Raw genomic sequence first — 19,088 nt, 5'->3', positions numbered from 1 at the left:
GTTCCCATTCCATTACAGTGCTGGACTGTCGAGCCGTACGGGCGTACGGATGTACTGACGTACTGACGTACGGGTCGGGCAAGGGCCGTGAGGAGGCCGGGGTGGGTGCGACAGCCGGTGCCGTCTGGGGGCGGGTCGAGCAGCAGGACTTCCGCAGCCGGGTGCGCGGAACGCTGCTGGGCGCGGCCGTCGGCGACGCGCTGGGCGCGCCGGTCGACCATCTCACCCTGGCGCAGATCGGTGAGGCGTACGGCCCGGAGTGGCTGACCGATCTGGTCTCCGCGTACGGCAGGCGCGGCGCCATCACCGACCTCACCCAGCTCGCCCTGTTCTCCGTCGACGGCCTGATCCGTGCCCAGGTCCGCCGCGACACCGGTGTCTGGCACCCGCCGACCGATCTGCACCGGGCGTATCTGCGCTGGGCGGCGACCCAGCGGGACTGGGGCCCCGACGAACGCCGCAAGGACGACGGCTGGCTCGCCCGCGAGGAGTGGCTCTACGCGCGCCGCGACCCCTCCGTCATCTGCCTCCTCGGCTTCGGCGACGGGACCATGGGCACCCTCGACGCCCCCAAGAACCCCGGCGCGTCCGGCGCCGAGGCCGCCGCCCGCTCCGCCCCCTTCGGCCTCCTCGTCGGCTGGGAACCCCAACTGGTCTTCCAGCTGGCCGTCGAGTGCGCGGCCCAGACCCACGGCCACCCCATCGCGTACCTGGCCGCCGGCTCCTACGCCGTCATCGTCCACGCCCTCGCGCGCGGGGAGAGCCTCGACGCCGCCGTCCAGAAGACCCTGGTGCTGCTGGCCGCCCGCCCTGGCCACCAGCCCGTCGCCGACGCCCTCCAGCAGGCCGTCACCGCCGTCCGCCAGGGCACGCCGTCCCCCGCCGTCGTCGAGCGGCTCGCCGGTGACGGCGCGGCCGCGGGGGTGCTGGCCGTCGCCGTCTACTGCACCCTGGTCGGCGAGGACATACGCCACGGCCTGTGCCTCGCCGTCAACCACGGCGGCCCCTCGGGAGCCGCCGGCGCGCTGACGGGCGGCCTCCTCGGCGCCCTCCACGGCGAGACCGCCCTGCCCCCGGCCTGGCTGGCGGAACTGGAGGGCCGCCCCACGATCCTCGTCCTCGCCGACGACTTCGCCCTGGAAATGACCCAGGGCCCGTCCCTCCACGCCCCGGGCGGCGCGGTACCGGGCTGGCTGACCCGCTACCCCCGGGCCTGAGTCCACGCGGCCGGGAGCAGCGGAGCCCGCGCGGTGTCGTGAGCCGGTTGCGGGATAGCGTGCCGATCATGGCTGACTGGAACATACGTCCGGCGCTGGCGACGGACGTCGAGCCGATCGCCGAACTGCGTGCCGTGGTCATGCGCCCCGACCTCGAACGCCTGGGCCGCTACGATCCCCACCGCGTCCGCCAACGCTTCCGCGACTCCTTCGACCCGGCCCACGCCTGGGTCATCGAGGTCAGCGGCACCTTCGCCGGCTGCGTGGCCCTCCGCCCGGCCGCCGACGCCCACTGGCTGGAGCACTTCTACCTCGCCCCGCATCTCCAGGGCACCGGCATCGGCACAGCCGTACTCGACACCCTCCTCACCCGCTGCGACCACGCCGGCGTCCCGGTCCGCCTGAACGTCCTGCAGGGGAGCCCGGCCAGGCACCTCTACGAACGCCACGGCTTCCGCCTGGAGACGGAGGACCCGGTGGACGTCTTCATGGTGCGCGACATATAGGCGGCCTGTTTCGGTGCCCCGTCTTCCTACCCCGGCGTCACCGCCATCGCCGCCCTCCTCACCATGGGTGGGAGTGGCCACCTCCCTCCCACGGCGCGGTCACCTCGACCTCGACGACCTCGGCCTCCACACGCTCCCCCTGCCACTCCGCCGCCGTCCTCCCGTGCCCGCCGAAACAGGTTTCGTGCCGTGCGCGGGGCGCCCTACCGTAGCCCGGTGACCACTCAGATGATCATCCTCAACGGCGGCTCCAGCTCGGGGAAGTCCGGGATCGTACGGTGCCTGCAGGCCGAACTGCCGGACCAGTGGCTGGCGTTCGGCGCCGACTCCCTCATCGACGCGATGCCCGCGAGGATGCAGACGTCGGACGGCGGCATCGAGATCTCCGCCGACGGCCAGGTCGGCATCGGGGCGGACTTCCGCGCCCTGGAACAGGCCTGGGCCCAGGGCGTCGTGGCCATGGCCCGCGCGGGCGCCCGCATCATCATCGACGACATCTTCCTCGGCGGAGCGGCATCCCAGCAGCGCTGGCAGAACATCCTCGACGGCCATGACAGCAATGACGGCCAGGGCGGCCAGGGCGGCAATGACGGTCAGGACGGCGTCGACGGCGTGGGCGCGCTGGACGTGCTCTGGGTCGGGGTCCGATGCGACAGCACTGTCGCTGCCGGCCGCGAGGTCGCCCGGGGAGACCGAGTCCGGGGAATGGCCGCGGCCCAGGCGCACCTCGTCCACGAGGGCGTGCACTACGACCTGGAGGTCGACACCACTCACACCGAGTCCCTGACCTGCGCCCGCACGATCGCGGCCCACATCAGCTGACCCACGGCGCGGTCCGGCCCGGTTCGGAGTCGTAGGTCTCGCAGGTTCGCTGTTACCTCTGGCAGGTGGGCGGCGAACCATTCGGCGAGGTGGGCGAAGAGGGGGCGAGGCTGCGGCCGAGTTCGGTGATCTCGTACTCGACCCGGGGCGGAACCTCGTGTGGGCGGTTCGACGACGGCCGCCCCCGGACACCTCCCGGGTGCGGCCCTCGTGGCCTTGCTGGCGGACCTCCGTCGGGTCCTCAGACCCCGCTGGGGCTGGACGCGTCCTTCCCCTGAGCCGGTACGGCGGCAGCGGCTCCGGCGCCGCCCTTGCCGTCCCCGTCGCCGTCCGAGTTGATCTTCTCGATGATCGCGAGCCGCTCGGGCGTGTCCTCCGGCTTGATGAAGCCGATGACGATGTACAGCACCAGCGAGACGGCCAGCGGGATGGACACCTGGAACTGCAGCGGCACCCCGCCCTCGACGCTCCAGTGGATCGGGTAGTTCACCAGCCAGAAGGCGAACAGCCCGCACGCCCAGCTCGTGAGCGCCGCCGTCGGCCCCGACCGGCGGAACGGCCGCAGCAGACCCAGCATCATCGGGATGGCCATCGGTCCCATCAGCCCGGCGACCCACTTGATGACGACGGTGATGATGTCCTTGAAGGCGGGCGAGTTGACCTGCGTGGCCGCCGCCATCGACAGACCCAGGAACACGACGGTCGCGATCCGGGCGACCCGCAGCCCCTGCCCCTCGCTCCACGTCCGCGCCCGCCGCCAGATCACCGGCGCGCAGTCCCGCGTGAAGACGGCCGCGATGGCGTTCGCGTCGGACGAGCACATGGCCATCGTGTGGGAGAAGAAGCCCACGATGACGAGGCCCAACAGCCCGTGCGGCAGCAGTTGTTCGGTCATCAGGGCGTACGAGTCCGACCCGTCGCCCTTCTCCGACGTCACCAGCAGCGGCGACATCCACATCGGGAAGAACAGCACCAGCGGCCAGACCAGCCACAGGATCGCCGACAGCCGGGCGGAGCGCTCGGCCTCGTACGGGGTCGCCGTGGCCATGTAGCGCTGGGCCTGGTTGAGCATGCCGCCGTTGTACTCGAAGAGTTTGATGAACAGGAAGGCGAGCAGGAAGACCGTGCCGTAGGGGCCCACCAGCGGTTGGCCGTGGCCCTCCAGCTCCGGGCGGTCCCAGACGCCGAAGAAGCCGCCGTAGTCGCCCAGTTTGCCCGCCACGGCGATGAACATCGCGACGCCCGCCAGCAGTTGGATGACGAACTGACCCAACTCCGTGAGCGCGTCCGCCCAGAGGCCGCCGATCGTGCAGTAGACGGCCGTGATCGATCCGGTGATCAGGATGCCCTGGTTCAGGGAGATGCCCGTGAAGACCGACAGCAGGGTCGCGATCGCGGCCCACTTGGCGCCGACGTCCACGATCTTCAGCAGCATGCCGGACCAGGCCAACGCCTGCTGCGTGCGCAGGTTGTAACGGTTCTTCAGGTACTCCAGGGGGGACGAGACATGCAGCCGTGAGCGCAGCCGGTTGATGCGCGGCGCGAACAGCTTGGAGCCGATGGCGATGCCGAGCGCGATGGGGAACGACCAGGTCACGAAGGACGTGACGCCGTAGGTGTACGCGATACTGGCGTAGCCGGTGAACATCACCGCGCTGTAGCCCGACATGTGGTGCGAGATGCCGGAGAGCCACCAGGGCATCTTGCCGCCGGCGGTGAAGAAGTCGCTGACGTTGTCCACGCGCTTGTGCGACCAGACGCCGATCGCGACCATCACACCGAAGTAGCCGATGAGCACGGCCCAGTCGAGACTGTTCATGGGCCCCCTTCCAGGGTCCGCCGCCAAGGTCAGGCATGTGAACTCTGGGTTCGGTGGCATGCCCACGGCAAGGAAGTGGAAGGTCAAGAGGAGGTAAAAAAGTTCCGAGCGGTGACTTGGGTTTATGTATATGAACTGCGGGTGGCTGAAAAGGATCACCCTCGTTCCTCGGCGGGGACGTCGGTGAGGGCAGGTCAGCGCATCAGTTCCCCGGCGTTGACGAGCAGGGACTGGCCGGTGATCGCCCGTGCGCGGTCGGAGGCCAGGAACGCCACCGCGTCCGCGACATCCCCGTCCGTGGCCAGCTCCGGCAGTGCCATCCGCTCGGCGAGCCGCGCCAGCACCTCCGCCTCGGACACGCCCTCGCCGTGCGCCGCGAACCGCACGTACGCCTCCACGGGCGGCCCCCACATCCACCCCGGCAGCACGGTGTTGACCCGTATCCGGTGCGGCCCCAACTCCCGTGCCAACGAGTACATCGCGCTCGTCAGCGCGCCCTTGGACGCCGCGTACGCCGCCTGCCGCACCTGCGAGGGCGCGGCCACCGCCGACTGCGTGCCGATGATGACGACCGACCCGCCGCCCGCCGCCTTCAGGGCGGGCAGGCAGGCCCGGGTCATCCGCAGGGTGCCCAGCAGGTTCACGTCCAGGACCGCCTGCCAGGTGGTGAAGTCGGCGTCCTCCAGGCCCCCGAAGTAGCTGTCCCAGGCCGCCACGTGCACCACCGCGTGCACGCCCCCGAACCGTTCCCGCGCGAGCGCCGCGAGCGCCGCGCACTGCGCCTCGTCGGTGATGTCGGTCGCCCGGTAGGCCGTGTGCGCGCCGTCCGGGTCCACGTCCGCCGCGGCCTTGGCGAGATTCGCCTCCGTGCGCGCCCCCAGAACGGCGTTCCCGCCGTCCCGTACGACCGCCGCGGCGACCCGCTGGCCCAGCCCGGGACCGACTCCCGAGACGACGACGGTCTTTCCCGCGAGCAGTGACATCGGAGACCTCCCGGCTCTGGCGCAATATCTGACGGAGCGTCAGAGTATGGGCGACCGCAGGTGGACGGAAGGGGAAGCACATGAGCGAGGCCAAGCGCATGAGCGAGGACACCCGCAGCGCCACGTACGCCGAACTGGCCGCCGTCGGCCCGTACGGCGTCCGCCCAGGCCACGCGCTGATCACGATGGTCGAGCCGCACCCGGGCCATGAGTACGCGTACAACCGCTGGTACGAGGACGACCACTACTACGCGGGCGCGATGGCCATGCCCTGGATGTTCGCGGGGCGCCGCTGGGTGGCCACCCGCGACCTCCAACTCCTGCGTACGCCGGAGAAGTCGGCGATCGCCCAGCCGGTCACCGCCGGCTGCTACCTCTCCACGTACTGGATCACCGACGGCCGCTACGACGACCACATGAGGTGGACCGTCGCCATCAACCGGCGGCTGAATCGCGACGCACGCGTCTACCAGGACCGTACGCATGTCTTCACGGCCTTCCAGGACCATGAGGCGACCGTCTACCGCGACGGGGCCGCCGGGCCCCGCGACTTCCACGCCCTCGACCACCCGTACGCGGGCCTCGTGCTCCAGGTGATCGACGCCGAAGGGCCCGAGGAGCGCGCCGAGTTGCTGGAGTGGCTGCGGGCCCGGCATCTGCCCAAGCGGCTCGCCGGTTCGCCGGCCGCGATGGTCACCGTCTTCCGGCCCACCCCGCTGCCCGTCGACCGGATGTCGTACGTCAAGCAGGTCGAGGGCGTGGACACCCGCCTCACCCTTCTCTGGTTCCTGGAGGCCGACCCGCGCGACTGCTGGGAGGCGTACTTCGACGGACTCGGGGAGGCGGTCGCGGAAAGCGGGCTGGGGAGGCCGGAGTTGCTGGCGCCGTTCGTTCCCACCGTGCCGGGGACGGACACGTACGTGGACCGGCTGCGGTGAACCCGGTCACCCCGGGGTGATGCCACGGTGATCCCGGAGTGATCCAGCGGTGATCCCGGGGCGGGGCGGGGCGGGGTGAGGACAAGGCCGAGCCCCCTCGGCCAGGACGGCGGGCCGGTCGAGAGGGCTCTGTCAGTAGGTGTATGTGAAGTTGGGGTGGTGGTGATGGTCGGGGTGAACCATGGTCACGCGAGGTCGAAGGCTCCCCGGCTGACCTCGGCCACGAACGCGCTCCACGAGTCGGCGGGGAACGCCAGCGTCGGACCGTCGGAAACCTTGGAGTCACGCACGGACAGGGCCGAGACGACGGGGGACTTGACCTCGACGCACGCGCCGTTCCCCGTGGAGTAGGACGACTTGACCCACGTGTCCGTGGCGCCTTGCTGAATTGCCATTTCTGCTCCGCTTGCCGGTTTGTCGTTGAGTTGCTGTCGCCGAGCCGTGAAACCTTGCTGACCGTTTCCGGAACCCACGGTTCGGTTTGCGCCAAGGTCGTTGATTTCCTTGACGTGATCGACGCTACTCGCCAACATCGGCTGGCGAAGCGACTATTCACTCGGGTGGGTGGCATATTCCATGAGGGTCTTCCCTCCGAGTGTGTCGAGGGTGTATCTTCCGGCCCCTTCAGCCCCGCGAGGGCTCGAATCCAGCCTTCGGTGGGCTTTCAGGGGTCGTTCGGCGGTCCCTGCCGGGGCTCAGCGCGGCCGAAGCTCCGCGTACTCCTTCGCGATGTCCGCGATGAACTGGCGGGATTGCTCCACGTTCAGGGCCTGCGCCCTCAAGTGCTCGTACATGACGCTGTATTTCTGGACGTCGGCGGGCTTCTCCAGATAGAGATCGCTGGTGACGCCCTCGATGTAGACGACGCTGGAATCCGACGCGTCCGGGAACTCCAGAATCGCGTACTGCCCGTTCAGACCGGGATGCGCGCCCAGGTCGAAGGGGATCACCTGCACGGTGACGTGCGGGAGTTGGGACTGCTCGACCAGGTGCTCCAGCTGCTCGCGCATGAGGGAGCGATTGCCCACGACACGGCGCAGCGCGGCCTCGTCGAGGACCGTCCACAGCCGCAGGGGGCTCTCCGGCGCGGAGATACGTTCCTGTCGCCTCAGCCGTACCTGGACCCGGTTGTCGATGTCGCCGGGCATGGTCTCCGGCAGCGCGCCCGCGATGAGCGCCTCGGCGTACGGGCGGGTCTGCAGCAGCCCGGGGACGACCTGGGGGTCGTAGACGCGCAGGCTGGCCGCGTCGGTCTCCAGGCCGATGTAGACGCTGTACGGGACGTCGCCGAAGGCGTGCCACCAGCCCTGCTGGCGGGAGTCCTTGGCCATCTGCATCAGGGAGTCGACGACCCGCTGGTCCTCGACCTCGTAGACCCCGCAGAGATCGCGGACGTCGCGCTGGCTGATGCTGCGGCGGCCGTTCTCCAGGCGGCTGATCTTCGACTGGGAGACCAGCAGCCGCTCGGCGACCTCCTCGGCGGTCATGCCCTTGAGCTCGCGGAGCCGACGCAGCTCCTGGCCCAACCGGCGTCGCCTGACGGTGGGATTGACATTGGACGCCACGGGACGTGCACCTCCGGCTGCGTGCCTCTACATTGCGTATCTGCTGTTGAGCAGATTGCCACCAAGGTGCTGAGTACCGCTGGAAAACAGCGGATATGCGCTGCGCACGAGCCGTTTGCACCGGTGATTTTCCGCCGTGGAGGGATCTCCGCCGGATGGACGCGTAGGGACGGGGCGTGAGGTGCGCGCACATGCGGCCGCGCGGGGCGTGTACGGCCGTATGTGGGCCGTACACGCCCCGCGCGAGCCGGCGGCTCCCGAACCGGGTCCTGGGGTCCCTGCGTGTGGTTCGGCGCCGACGGTGCAAGCAGTGCGTGTGGTGCTGTGGTGGAACGGGTGGCGCGTGTGATGCGGTGGGGGCGGGACCCGCGGCTCTGGGGTCCGGCGCCCACGCGCACCTCGGTGCTCAGCGTGTGCTTGTCAGCGCATGCCTCTCAGTGCGCCACGACGCGGGCCATCGAGCCGCGGCGTGGCTGCATCGGAACGCCGCGCGCGGGCTCCGGTGCGGGTGGCCTGGCGCCGGGGGCGGCCTGACGGCCGGTCGGTGCCGGGCTGCGACGCGGCTGTGCGGCCACGCCGTTCTGCACGTCCATGACGGCGTGGGCCACCAGGCCACCCATGGGGTCGTGCCGGATCAGGTCCCGCAGCCGGGAGCGGGACGAGCGTCCCTCGTTCCCCGGATACAGGTGCTTGCCGAGGCCGACCGCGTGCGCCAGGGCGGCGAGCGCCGCGGTCCGCGGGTCCGGCGGGACGCCGGTGCGGATCGCGGAGTCCAACCGGGCTCGGATCTCCCGGCTGATCTCGGTCTGACTCGCCTGGTAGCGAGTCGTCGGCAGCACTCCGCACATCTGGCCCGCCACGGCATGCACCATGCCGCACCGCTCCAGATGCGAGAGGTAGGTCTGGCGAAGCCCGAGACGCGGCCCGCCAATCCAGTGGATCGCACGTACCGGAGCGCCACGCCTTCGCAGCAACTCCAACGCGCAGTCCAAAGTCGGATCTCCAGTCGGCCGTGGGGACACCACGGCGATACGATCCCCGTCTGGGGCTATCCGTCCGGCCAGCGCCAGCTCCACTAGCTGCGCTCCGGCCAGACCAAGGTCGAGCGACTGCGGCTGTGCGGTGGTACCCGTGGCCGGGTCCAGCGCCAGTAGCAGAAGCTCCTCCGGAAGTGTTCTGCGGCTCATGCCCATCCATGCCTCCCCGCGTGGATGAATGACAGGGTGACCCCTCTCACATTCATCTGTCGAGAGTGCGTGACCGAAATGTAGTGGAACCAGTAGGTATGTCGTTCTCGTCTACCGCAGGGGTTAAGCCCGCACACAGGACACTGGTACATGGTTCGGACAGCGGCGCGGCGCGGCGGCGCCCGCGGTGACTAGTGTCCGGGCGGCGGGTTTTCACGGATTCACGGTTCGGTTGGGCGCGCGCTCCTAGGACGGGCGGCGCGCGGGAGGAGGCATCGGTGGCGGGCACGTCCCCCGACAGGTCGAAGCGGTACGAGTCGTCGACGGAGTCGACGCCGGGGAACGAACCACCGATCCCGGCCCCCGGTCCCGCCAAGTCATCTCCCGACCCTCGCCTCGCGATGTCCCGGGAAGCCGTCCCGAAGGTCGACCAGGCGACGGCGGTCTTCTCCCGCCGGGCGCTGCTGGAGGCCGCGGAGGCGCAGGGCCTGACCCTGGACGACCCCGAGACGGGCACGGACTCCGGCACGGCGAAGCCCGCGGTGCGCGAGAGCGGCGCGACGGGGACCGCCGGCACGGGGACCGCCGGGGCGGAGACCGCCGGGGCGGGGACCGCCGGGGCGGGGACCACCGGGGCGGGGACCACCGGGGCGGGGACCACCGAGGCGGGGACCACCGGGGCGGAGGTCGACGCTCCGGTGGCCGACGATCCGGAAACCAGCCGGGCGGCCGCGGCTGACGCCGAGGGCGCGGAAGAGGCTGATTCGGGCGCCGAGGACTCGGGTGACGCCGGGTCGGACGTCGGGGACTCGGACGGCTCCGGCGCAGATGCCGTTTCCGGGGGCGGTGAGGGGGCGGACGAGCCTGCGGAACGCTCGGACGATGACGCGGACGCCGCCACCGAGGCGCGGGCCGACACGGCCGAGGACGAGCGCGCCGACAGCGAGCCCGCAGCCGAGGCCGGCACCGGTGAGGCCGGCACCCGTGAGGCCGACACCCGTGAGGCGGGCGCGAGCTCCGAAGCGGACGCCGACGCGCCCGAGTCCGACGACGCGCCCGAGTTGGACGACGCGCCCGAGTTGGACGACGAGCCCGAGTCCGAGTCCGCCGATCGCGCGGCAGACTCCGCTCCGGCGAAGAGTGACGCGGCGGACTCCGTCCCTGAGTCCACCCCGAAGGTCGATCAGCCGACCGCGATCTTCCGGGCTCCCCGGCCACCCGCCGTGGATCAGCCCACCACCATGCTCAAGCTGGGCGGTGGCGCCGCCAAGGCCGCCGAGCCCGTCGAGGACGACAAGCCCGGCAGGCCCGACAGGGCAGACAAGGCGGACAAGGCCGACAGGGCGGAGAAGGCCGACAGGGCGGAGAAGGCCGACGCCGAGTCCGGGCGTGCCGGAGCTGCCAAGGGCACCGAGGACGCGGCGAGGAGCGACGGCGCCGAGGCCGTACCCCCCGCCGAACGCACCAGCAAATTCGTCGCGTTGAAGCCGCTGGACGAGCCCGCCGCGCCCAGGCCCCCGGCGGCGGCGCCCGACGCACCCAAGCACCCGGCGGTACCCGACGCCCCCGCCATCAGCCCGGCGGAGGCGACGCGGACCATCCCGCAGGTGGGTCCGGAGCGGACGACGCAGCAGCCGTTGCCGCCGAAGCCGCCGCTGGACCTGCTGGCGGAGCTGACGAACACGCCGCCCCCGCGCCAGACTCCCGTGCGGACGATCATCCGCCGGGTCAAGATCTGGACGCCCCTGGCCATCCTGCTGGTGATTGTGTTTGCTGTCGCACAGTCATTCCGTCCGCTCCCCGCCCCCGCGCTCGCCCTGACCGCAGACGAGTCGTACGCGTTCAAGGGCGACAAGGTCGACCTGCCGTGGCCCGCCGAGGGCCAGGGCTGGATGGACGTCAACGGCATCGGCACGATGGACAGCTTCGGCGAGCAGAAGCCCGTGGCCATCGGCTCCGTCGCCAAGGCGATGACCGCGTACGTCATCCTCAAGGAACACCCGATGAAGCCCGGCGCGAAGGGCGCGACCATCCCCGTCGACGCGAAGGCGGAGACCGAGGGCGGCTACGACAAGGACGGCGAGTCCACGCTCAACACCGTCAAGGAGGGCGACACGCTCTCCCAGTACGACGCGATCGCGGCCATCATGATTCCTTCCGCGAACAACATCGCGCGGCTGCTGGCCCGTTGGGACAGCAACGGTTCCGAGGAGGCGTTCGTCAAGAAGATGAACGCCGCCGCCAAGGACCTCGGGATGAAGAACACGAAGTACACCGACCCGTCCGGTCTGAAGGAGACGACCGTCTCCACCGCCGAGGACCAGGTCAAGCTCGGCAACGAGCTGGTGAAGATGAAGGCCCTCACCGACATCACCAGGCTGCCCTCCTGGAAGGACCCCTCGGGCCAGCCCTGGAGCAACTACAACCGGCTCGTCCCGTACAACAACGCCATCGGCATCAAGACCGGCTCCACCACGGCCGCCGGCGGCAACCTGCTCTTCGCGGGCACGCAGGAGGTCGGCGGCGAGACGGCGATCGTCGTCGGTGCGATCCTCGGCCAGCACACCCCGCCGATCATCGACACCGTCAACGCGGTCAGCAAGACCGCGATGCTCGCCGCGCAGGAGGCGCTGACCTCCGACACGATCCTGAAGAAGGGCGACGTCGTCGGATACGTGGACGACGGGCTCGGCGGACAGGCCCCGGTCGTGGCCACCAAGAACGTCTCGGCGGTCGGCTGGGCCGGCAAGACCGTCAAGCTCGAACTCGACGCGGGCTCGACCATCCCGCACGAGGCGAAGTCGGGCACCGAGGTCGGCTCACTGATCATCGGCGACGGCTCCGGCGAAGGCGTGGAAGTCCCGGTCGCCCTCCGGGACGACCTCACCGAACCCGGCTTCACCTCGAAGCTGACCCGCGTGAGCTGACCCGACCGAGCCGACCACCCGGCGACCACCGGCCTCCGGGACTCCGGGCCCCCGGGACGGCTCGCACAGGCGCTGAGGCGCCCCTTCCGACCCGACGGACGGAGGGGGCGCTTCCGCGTGGAGGGCGCTTCCGCGTGGAGGAGATGCTTCCGCGTGGAGGTGCTTCGGCGCAGAGAGCACTTCCGTGCGGATGGACTGTTTCGACGCAACCCCGCGAGTTCGGTTTGCCGCCGGACCCGGGCGCGCCGGCCAGCAGGGTGAACGACCCGCGCCGGGGCGGCCCCTCACCGCGCGGCGCGCACCCGCGTCACTCGTCCTCCCCGTCGCCCTGTTCCGCCTTCTCGTCCGCTTCCTTCTCGCACTCCAGGGCCGTCGTCCGGGACGGCCCGCCGTACTGGGAGCTGATCCGTACGTCCCCCGGCTCGTGCACCGTGAGGCGGGTGAACTCGGTGAGCTCGCCGTCGGACTCGCGGTCGGCGGTGAGGCAGCCGTTGTCGGCCCAGAGCCAGGGGGAGTAGGCGACGCGGACGGTGATCTCGCCGGCCTTCGGCATGTGGACGACGAGGTTGGCGCCGTCGGCGCTGACGACGGAGGCCGGCTTGTCGACCAGCGGGGTCGCGTTCTTCACCCGGTAGATCTTCCAGTTGGCGTCCTGCCAGACGGGCTCCAGATAGTCCGGCCCGCTCGTCACCAGCGCGTGTTCGAGCTCGGCGGGCCCGTCCGGCTCGCCGTTGACGAGGACGACGAAGCCGACGGCCCACTGCGAGAGCCAGGCCCTGTACGCGGCCGGTGTGAAGGCCCCCTCGGGCACCTCGGTCCCGCCGTGGCCCTCGTAGAAGAGCCGGCCGCGCTCGACGTCGGCCTGCCGGTTCCAGCCGCGCGCCATGTTGATGTACGGCGCGAGGATGGCGGCCTCGCGGTGGTCGCGGGCCGGTACCACCTCGACGCGGGTCTTCCAGGCGCCGAGCCGCTTCAGCTCGTTCACCACGCCGTCGGTCTTCACCGCCCACTCGGGCACCTTGGTGTTGGTGACGATGTCGGCGGTCGTCTTGCCGGTCAGCCAGGTCACCGAGAGCACCAGGGCCACCGCGCCGGCGATCCGCCGCCGCCGGGGCGTGAACCAGGACAGCGGCAGCCGGGAGTCGTCCGTGCGCGCCTCGCCCCGGTAGAGGCAGATCGCCAGGGCCGCCGCCGGGCCCGCCAGTTCCAGGAGGCGTTCGACGTTGGTGCCGATGGGGGTGGGGATCAGATAGCAGAGGACCACGCCGAGCGCGTAGATCGCGGCGCTCAGGCGGAGCACCCGCCAGGCGCTCGGCGCGACCAGTACGACCACCGCGCACAGCACGACCGGCGGCCAGATCCGGCTGAAGGCCATGGGCTGCTCGCCCTCGAAGGGGAACAGCAGCGTGGTCACGGCGACGACCGCCACCGGTGGCACGAGCAGCGCCGCCGCCCGGCCCCACTCCCGGCACAGCAGATACGCGGCGCCGACCACGAGGAGGAACAGCCCGGAGACGGGGCTCCCCAACGTGGACAGCGTCGCGCACACCGCCGCGACGGTGAGATGGCGCCCGCCGCGCCCGCTCAGCACCGCCAGCAGGGCACCCAACGCGAAGGCCGTGCCCAGCATGAACGTGGAGCGCCCCGACACCACCTGGCACCACAGCGAGAACGTCGCCGCCAGCGCGACCGGCACCGGCGCGCGTACACCCGTACGAGTGACGACCGCACCGGCCAGCCAGGAGGCCGAGAGCCCCGACACCAGCGTGACGGGGACGACGCCGCACGCCGCCATCAGATATGGGGAGAGCACGCTGTAGTTCGCCGCGTGCAGGCCCCCGTACCAGAACAGGTTGACCGCGGAGTCCGGGTACATCTTCGCGAACTCCGCCCACGCCACCTGGGCCGCCAGATCGCCGCCGCCGGTGGCGAAGACCGCCCACCACACGAAGTACAGCGGCAGGGCGCACAGGGCGGCCGTGAGGGGCACCCGGTGGCGTTCCCGCCACGGCTCGCGCGGCGGCGACGGTTTGTCGGCGCGCGAGACCGGTCGTCGTGGGGTCAGGTCGGCAAAGGCCACTGCGGCTCTTCCGTTCCGTTCGACTCGTGCGGGCGGGTGCGGGTCTTCACAGGCGTCTTCCCGGACGTCTTCCCGGACGTCATCCGTCGTTCTCCCTGTGGTGAGGCAGACGCTGTTGAGGTAGACGCTAATCACTCGCTGACAGTTGGCCGACAGGACGTGTGCGATCCGCTGCGGCCGTAGGGAAACCCCTACGGCCGCAGCGGTCACGGCTGTGTCAGGGTCAGGATGCGACCGGGAACGCCACGTCGCACACCGGGTCCTCGGGGCCCGCCGCGTCCCAGTCCGCGAAGTAGATCTCACGGCACGGGCCGGTGACCTCCAGACCGTGCCCGGCGATCCACCGCTCGACCGCCTCGAAGGCCGCGAGGATCTGCGGATGGGCCACCTGGGCCTTGCTGATCCGGGTGTACGCGAACCGTCCCGCCGGCTCCACGCGCACCTTCGTCTCCCAGGCCCGCCCGTGCTCGGCCGCCCACGCCCGGGCGGCGCCCTCGTCCGCCACCGGCACACACGACTCGGCGGGCCCGTCGCTCTCCATGGACACCTCGGAGTGGTACACGACGAACGGCGCGCCGGTGGACCCGCCGCAGGCCGCCGCCCCCTCCTCCAGCCGCCCCAGCGACGCCCCGATCCACGCCGGCAACTCGTCCGCGAGCGTGTGCCGCGACTGGGTCAGCAGCACCTGCGGGGCCGTGTCGACCGTTTCGACCGTGAATGTTCCGTACGTCTCGTCCATCCCGGACTCCCTTCCCGACAACCGTCCACGGAGGTAGGCGACAAGGGTCCGCTGGGACGCGAACCGTTCCTCGGCCCCGGCCCAGTACGCGGCGAGCCGGCCGGCGGCCCGCGCGCCGTCCAGCTCGACGACGTCCACGATCTCGGCGATCCGCGCGAGAGGCATGTCGAGCTGCCGCAGCAGGGCCACCAGACGGGCACGTTCGATCTGGTCGGCCCGGTAGTACCGGTAGCCGTTCACCTCGTCGACGTACGCCGGCGTGAGCAGCCCCAGCCGGTCGTACAGCCGCAGCGCCTTCGCCGACAGCCGCGCGCGGGCGGCGAAGGCACCGATGGTGAGCAGGTCGTCCAGATCGTCCATGTGCACTGGGTCATCCTCCGTCGCCGGGCGCCTTCCGCCCGGCGAGAGGGACGGTGCCCCTTGCCCCAGGGGCAAGGTCAACGGCGTACGGCCCGGAGGCCCGGAGGCCCGGAGGCCCGGAGGCCCGGGGGTCCGGAGGTCCGGAGGGGCCGAAGGGGTGGGAGGGAGGGTCAGCCGATGGCCTTCTCCACGGCGGCGACCAGCTCCGCCGACTCGGGCTCGGTCTGCGGCGAGAAGCGGGCGACGACCGAGCCGTCGCGGCCGATCAGGAACTTCTCGAAGTTCCAGCGGATGTCACCGGTGTGCCCCTCGGCGTCCGCGTGGTCCACCAGCCGCTCGTACAGCGCGTGCCGGCCCTCCCCGTTGACCTCGACCTTCTCGGTCATCGGGAAGGTCACGCCGTACGTCGCCGAGCAGAACTCCGCGATCTCGTCGGCCGAACCCGGCTCCTGTCCGAGGAACTGGTTGCACGGCACGCCGAGCACGGTGAAGCCCTGCGCCGCGTAGCGCGCCTGGAGGGCTTCGAGGCCCGTGTACTGCGGGGTGAGGCCGCACTTGGAGGCCACGTTCACGACGAGGACGGCCTGCCCGGCGTACTGCGCGAGGTCCGCGGAGCCGCCCTTCAGGGCGTCGATCTGTACGTCCAGGACAGAGGGGGTGGTGTTGTCTGTAGTCATAAACGGATGCTATCTCCGGAAGGGTTTTCGCCCCCGCCGCCCCTACCCGTCCCATCCCTGGGGGGCTGCGCCCCCAGACCCCCCTTGTCGGCCTGGGCTTCGTCCTGGGCCTGGGCTTCGTCCTGGGCCTGGGCCTCGTCCTGGGCCTCGGCCTCGTCCTGGGGCTCGTCCTCGTCCTGGGCCTCGTCCTCGAACGCCGGACGGGGTGAAGGGGCGGCCCGCACCAGCACCTCCCCCTCCGCCGTCCGCGCGTACAGGACCGACCGGCCGGCCCGTCCGCGCCGGACCAGCCCGGCGTCCAGCAGCACCCTCAGGTGGCGGCCCACGGAGCCGAGCCCCTGTCCGGTCACCGCGCACAGCTGGGTCGTGCTCATGGGGGAGTCGAGGAGGACGAGGACGCGGGAGCGGGCCGCGCCGAGGAGCGGTCCGAGGGCGGCGGGTACGGCGGCGGTGCCGCTTCCGTCGGCGAGGACGCCCGAGCACGGATAGACGACGGCGTAGCGCTCCCGTTCCTCCCACGCCACCCACCCCGTGCGCTGGGGCGTGATCGGCACGAAGACCAGCCGCGCCCCGGAGATCTCGCGCGGCGGGTACTCGTGCGGATTGACCTGGAGCCGGTTCTCGCCGAGCCACCGCATCCCCGGCCGCATCGCGTCCAGCACGGCCGCCCAGCCGCCCTGCCCCAACCGCGCGGTCCGGGCGAGCACATCGGCCTCCAGCACGCGCCGGCGCCGCTCCCAGTACGGCCGTACGGTCTCCTCCCACACGTACGTCAGGAGGTCGGCCGCGCGGTCGGGCAGGTCGTCCCGGCGCAGGGCGGCGGGCAGGGGGCCGCGCAGGGAGAGGGCGAGGTGGGCGCGGGCGGCGACGGGGTCGGCGCCCCGGACGCGGGCGACCTCGACGGCGAAGGTCTCGTCCTCGCGCGGCGTGGGCGTCAGGAAGTCGGCGATCCACTCCCTGCCCAGGCCTGAGCGGATCAGCAGCGCGGTGACGGGGTTCCGGGCCAACTCGGCCCGGTACGCGGGCAGATGGGCCGTCAGCCAGGCCCGCTCCCCGGGGTGCGTGCCGGACCCGGCGTGCAGCATTTTCAGGCTCGCGAACGTCTCGGCGAGCGGCGAGACGACGAACCGGCTCCCGGCGAGGGTGTCGGCGTTGACCTGCCACCAGCCCACGGGGACACCTCCGGGTTCGCTGCGAGCCCGCCCCGGCTTCGGCGGAGCTTTCGCGTGTGCGCGAAACATTACGGCGGGCGGGCGACGGGCCCGAGGGTCATTTCCCATGCGCAGCTATCAAGACCTCTTCCGCACAAGGGAGTTCACCCCTCTCTTCCTGTCCTCCTCCCTCCAGGTGGCGGCCTCCACGATCGGCGGCCTGGCCCTCGGCACCTCCGTCTACGAGGCGACGGGCTCCCCGCTCCTGTCCGCCCTCAGCATGTTCGGCCCCTCGCTCGCCCAGGTGATCGGCGCGACGACCCTCCTCTCGGCGGCGGACCGGCTGCCGCCGAGGGCGACGATGACGGGCCTGGCCGTGGTCTTCGCGGCGGGTACGGGGGTGTTGGCGCTGTCCGGGTTGCCACTGTGGGCGGTGTTCGCGGTGATCGCGGCCCAGGGCCTGGTCGCGTCCCTCGGCGGCGGAGTCCGCTGGGGCCTGCTGAACGAGATCCTCCCGAAGGACGGCTATCTGCTCGGCCGCTCGGTGTTCAACATGCTGCACGGGCTCACGCAGATCGCCGGCTACGCGACCGGCGGCGCCCTGGTGGCGCTCCTGTCCCCGGCGGTCACGCTGCTGGTGTCGGCGTCCCTCTACGCGGCGGCGGCCCTCTGCACCGCCCTGGGCCTGACCCGCCGCGCCGCGCGCGCCTCCGGCCGCCCGTCCGTCGCCGAGACCCGGCGCACGAACGCCCGCCTGTGGTCGTCGGCCCGGCGTCGCCGCCTCTACCTCGGCCTGTGGATCCCCAACGGCCTCGTCGTCGGCTGCGAGTCCCTGTTCGTCGCGTACGCCCCCGACCGCGCGGGCCTGCTCTTCGCCTGCGCGGCGCTCGGCATGCTGACAGGCGACGTGACGGTCGGCCGCCTCCTCCCACCCCGCGTACGGGACCGCCTCGCCACCCCTCTGCTCCTGCTCCTGCTCCTGGCCACCCCGTACCTGGTGTTCGCCCTCCACCCGCCGACCCCCGTCGCGGCGGCCTGCGCGGCCCTCGCCTCCGTCGGCTTCGGCGCGAGCCTGGTCCAGCAGCAGCGACTGCTCGCCCTGACCCCACCCGAACTCACCGGCCACGCCCTGGGGTTGCACTCGGCGGGCATGCTCACGTTGCAGGGGGTGAGCGCGGGCCTGGCGGGCGGGGTGGCCCAACTGACCTCGCCGGGTACGGCGATGTCGGTGATGGCGGGGGTGTCGGTGTCGGTGACGCTGGTGCTGTGGGTGGCGGGGCGAGATGAGAGGACAGGGCTCACGTCACCTGCGTGTGCGTCTTGATGGCCTGTTCGTAGCTGGAGTGATGCGCCATGGGTACAGTTACGCGGCTACACCAGCCCAAGGATGATGCGAACGCACTCTTCCACACGCCGCATCTCGCTCGGGTCCAGCAGGCCGAGACGCCGCCGAAGCCTTGGTTTGTCCACGGTGTGCAGGTCGGTGCAGTTCACGTACGACTCGTCGTACTTGGCCACCCCGCAGTCACGACCGATCGGAACGTGGGTGGAGGTGGGGCCACTCGTTCCGGTGATCACGGCGACCGTCAGCGCCGACAGCGGTTCGGCAATACGGTTCACCGTGAGTACGACCACCGGATGCGGGCCGACGGGGCCGGGCAGGGCGCAACCCCACACCTCGCCCCTCAGAGCGGAGCCGATGTTCACCATTCGGTCTCGTCCGCTGCCGCCAGTTCGTCCGCCGTCGCGGGCAGAACGCCAGAGGGAGTCGGAGCCTGGGCGCCCTGATAGAAGTCGCGGATCTCCTGCGAGGCGGCAACCTCGGTCGCCTCGCGAGAGAGCAGTCGAAGCCCTTCGCGCAAGGCGTCGGAGAGCGAGTGCAGCTTGAGGGTCTGCATCACCTGTTGCAGATCCGCCAGCTCATCCGGGCGCAGCCGCACCTGGGCCACGCTCGTCGCACTGCTGGCGCCCTGTTGTTGGCGCGCCTGTGAGGTCGAGGCCGCGGCCGGTGTGCGCCTCCTGGTTGTGGCACCGGAGGCCCGGCTCTTCTTTTCGGACTTCGGAACCATTCCTACCTCCCTTCCCCTTGTGTATGACAAATGTCGTACAACCAGTGT

16 protein-coding genes and 2 pseudogenes are annotated in these 19,088 nt (G+C 71.2%); 6 read left to right on the top strand and 12 right to left on the bottom strand.

The features are described from left to right. Positions 1-101: 101 nt before the first annotated feature. The 3 genes from OG202_RS21580 (at position 102) to OG202_RS21570 (ending at position 2,545) form a co-directional block, all read left to right on the top strand. Positions 102-1,217 carry an ADP-ribosylglycohydrolase family protein gene (locus OG202_RS21580; protein ID WP_326582076.1) on the top strand — a complete coding sequence of 372 codons (1,116 nt, stop codon included), beginning with the start codon at positions 102-104 and terminating at the stop codon, positions 1,215-1,217. A gap of 68 nt (positions 1,218-1,285) precedes the next feature. Next, on the top strand, positions 1,286-1,723 hold the full coding sequence (locus tag OG202_RS21575) for a GNAT family N-acetyltransferase (protein ID WP_328223344.1): 438 nt from the start codon (positions 1,286-1,288) through the stop codon (positions 1,721-1,723). Positions 1,724-1,939: 216 nt separating this feature from the next. Continuing rightward, positions 1,940-2,545, top strand: coding sequence for a phosphotransferase-like protein (locus OG202_RS21570; RefSeq protein WP_328223342.1), 606 nt, complete (start codon positions 1,940-1,942; stop codon positions 2,543-2,545). On the opposite strand, the pseudogene OG202_RS21565 reads toward OG202_RS21570, so the two are convergent. From OG202_RS21565 to OG202_RS21555, 3 genes and pseudogenes are all read right to left on the bottom strand, one after another. Further along, a pseudogene (locus OG202_RS21565) lies at positions 2,538-2,702 on the bottom strand (winged helix-turn-helix transcriptional regulator); the annotation flags it as partial. The gene OG202_RS21570 and the pseudogene OG202_RS21565 overlap by 8 nt on opposite strands. Positions 2,703-2,786: 84 nt before the next feature. Then, entirely contained in the window at positions 2,787-4,364 is a 1,578-nt protein-coding gene (locus OG202_RS21560) for a sodium:solute symporter family protein (protein WP_328223341.1), read from the bottom strand. A 194-nt stretch (positions 4,365-4,558) separates the two neighbouring features. Then, positions 4,559-5,347: an SDR family oxidoreductase gene (locus OG202_RS21555; RefSeq protein ID WP_327729198.1), complete on the bottom strand. Its 789-nt coding sequence runs from the start codon at positions 5,345-5,347 to the stop codon at positions 4,559-4,561. Between the two features lie 80 nt (positions 5,348-5,427). Between OG202_RS21555 and OG202_RS21550 the strand changes: the two genes are divergently transcribed. Continuing rightward, the gene (locus tag OG202_RS21550) at positions 5,428-6,285 is read left to right on the top strand and encodes a hypothetical protein (RefSeq protein WP_326582081.1); all 858 of its coding nucleotides are present in this window, start codon (positions 5,428-5,430) and stop codon (positions 6,283-6,285) included. 185 nt (positions 6,286-6,470) lie between these two features. On the opposite strand, the gene OG202_RS21545 is transcribed toward OG202_RS21550, so the two are convergent. The 3 genes from OG202_RS21545 to OG202_RS21535 form a co-directional block, all read right to left on the bottom strand. After that, positions 6,471-6,680 carry a DUF397 domain-containing protein gene (locus OG202_RS21545; protein ID WP_326582082.1) on the bottom strand — a complete coding sequence of 70 codons (210 nt, stop codon included), beginning with the start codon at positions 6,678-6,680 and terminating at the stop codon, positions 6,471-6,473. Between the two features lie 300 nt (positions 6,681-6,980). Next, positions 6,981-7,850 (bottom strand): helix-turn-helix domain-containing protein, encoded by an 870-nt coding sequence (locus tag OG202_RS21540; protein ID WP_326582083.1) that lies wholly within the window; start codon positions 7,848-7,850, stop codon positions 6,981-6,983. Between the two features lie 434 nt (positions 7,851-8,284). Further along, a complete protein-coding gene (locus tag OG202_RS21535; RefSeq protein ID WP_033531862.1) occupies positions 8,285-9,043 on the bottom strand; it encodes a GOLPH3/VPS74 family protein in 759 nt (252 codons plus the stop codon). 272 nt (positions 9,044-9,315) lie between these two features. Here OG202_RS21535 and OG202_RS21530 point away from each other — a divergent pair, with 272 nt between their 5' ends. Next, complete coding sequence (locus tag OG202_RS21530) at positions 9,316-11,964, top strand: D-alanyl-D-alanine carboxypeptidase (RefSeq protein WP_328223340.1); 2,649 nt, start codon at positions 9,316-9,318, stop codon at positions 11,962-11,964. A gap of 307 nt (positions 11,965-12,271) precedes the next feature. Here OG202_RS21530 and OG202_RS21525 read toward each other — a convergent pair whose 3' ends face one another. The 4 genes and pseudogenes from OG202_RS21525 to OG202_RS21510 all read right to left on the bottom strand — a co-directional run. After that, complete coding sequence (locus OG202_RS21525) at positions 12,272-13,954, bottom strand: hypothetical protein (RefSeq protein ID WP_328224702.1); 1,683 nt, start codon at positions 13,952-13,954, stop codon at positions 12,272-12,274. Positions 13,955-14,267: 313 nt separating this feature from the next. Beyond that, positions 14,268-15,143 (bottom strand): MerR family transcriptional regulator, encoded by an 876-nt coding sequence (locus OG202_RS21520; RefSeq protein ID WP_328223339.1) that lies wholly within the window; start codon positions 15,141-15,143, stop codon positions 14,268-14,270. Positions 15,144-15,313: 170 nt separating this feature from the next. Further along, a complete protein-coding gene (locus OG202_RS21515) occupies positions 15,314-15,820 on the bottom strand; it encodes a glutathione peroxidase (RefSeq protein ID WP_327729202.1) in 507 nt (168 codons plus the stop codon). 206 nt (positions 15,821-16,026) lie between these two features. After that, positions 16,027-16,992 (bottom strand): annotated as a pseudogene (locus OG202_RS21510) (ArsR family transcriptional regulator); the annotation flags it as partial. A gap of 106 nt (positions 16,993-17,098) precedes the next feature. On the opposite strand from OG202_RS21510, the gene OG202_RS21505 reads away from it, so the two are divergent. Beyond that, on the top strand, positions 17,099-18,295 hold the full coding sequence (locus tag OG202_RS21505; RefSeq protein ID WP_328223338.1) for an MFS transporter: 1,197 nt from the start codon (positions 17,099-17,101) through the stop codon (positions 18,293-18,295). Positions 18,296-18,342: 47 nt separating this feature from the next. Here the strand turns inward: OG202_RS21505 and OG202_RS21500 are convergent, their stop codons facing one another. Together OG202_RS21500 and OG202_RS21495 are read right to left on the bottom strand one after the other, a co-directional pair. After that, complete coding sequence (locus tag OG202_RS21500; protein WP_327729205.1) at positions 18,343-18,681, bottom strand: type II toxin-antitoxin system PemK/MazF family toxin; 339 nt, start codon at positions 18,679-18,681, stop codon at positions 18,343-18,345. Further along, positions 18,675-19,040, bottom strand: a complete 366-nt coding sequence (locus OG202_RS21495; protein ID WP_327729206.1) for a hypothetical protein — start codon at positions 19,038-19,040, stop codon at positions 18,675-18,677. Before OG202_RS21495 ends, OG202_RS21500 begins: the two co-directional genes overlap by 7 nt. Between the last annotated feature and the right edge of the window lie 48 nt (positions 19,041-19,088).

It is taken from the genome of Streptomyces sp. NBC_00310, assembly GCF_036208085.1.
Taxonomy (GTDB): Bacteria; Actinomycetota; Actinomycetes; order Streptomycetales; family Streptomycetaceae; genus Streptomyces.
Note: the sequence above shows the minus strand (reverse complement) of the source record. Positions and strands in the feature narration are given on the sequence as shown.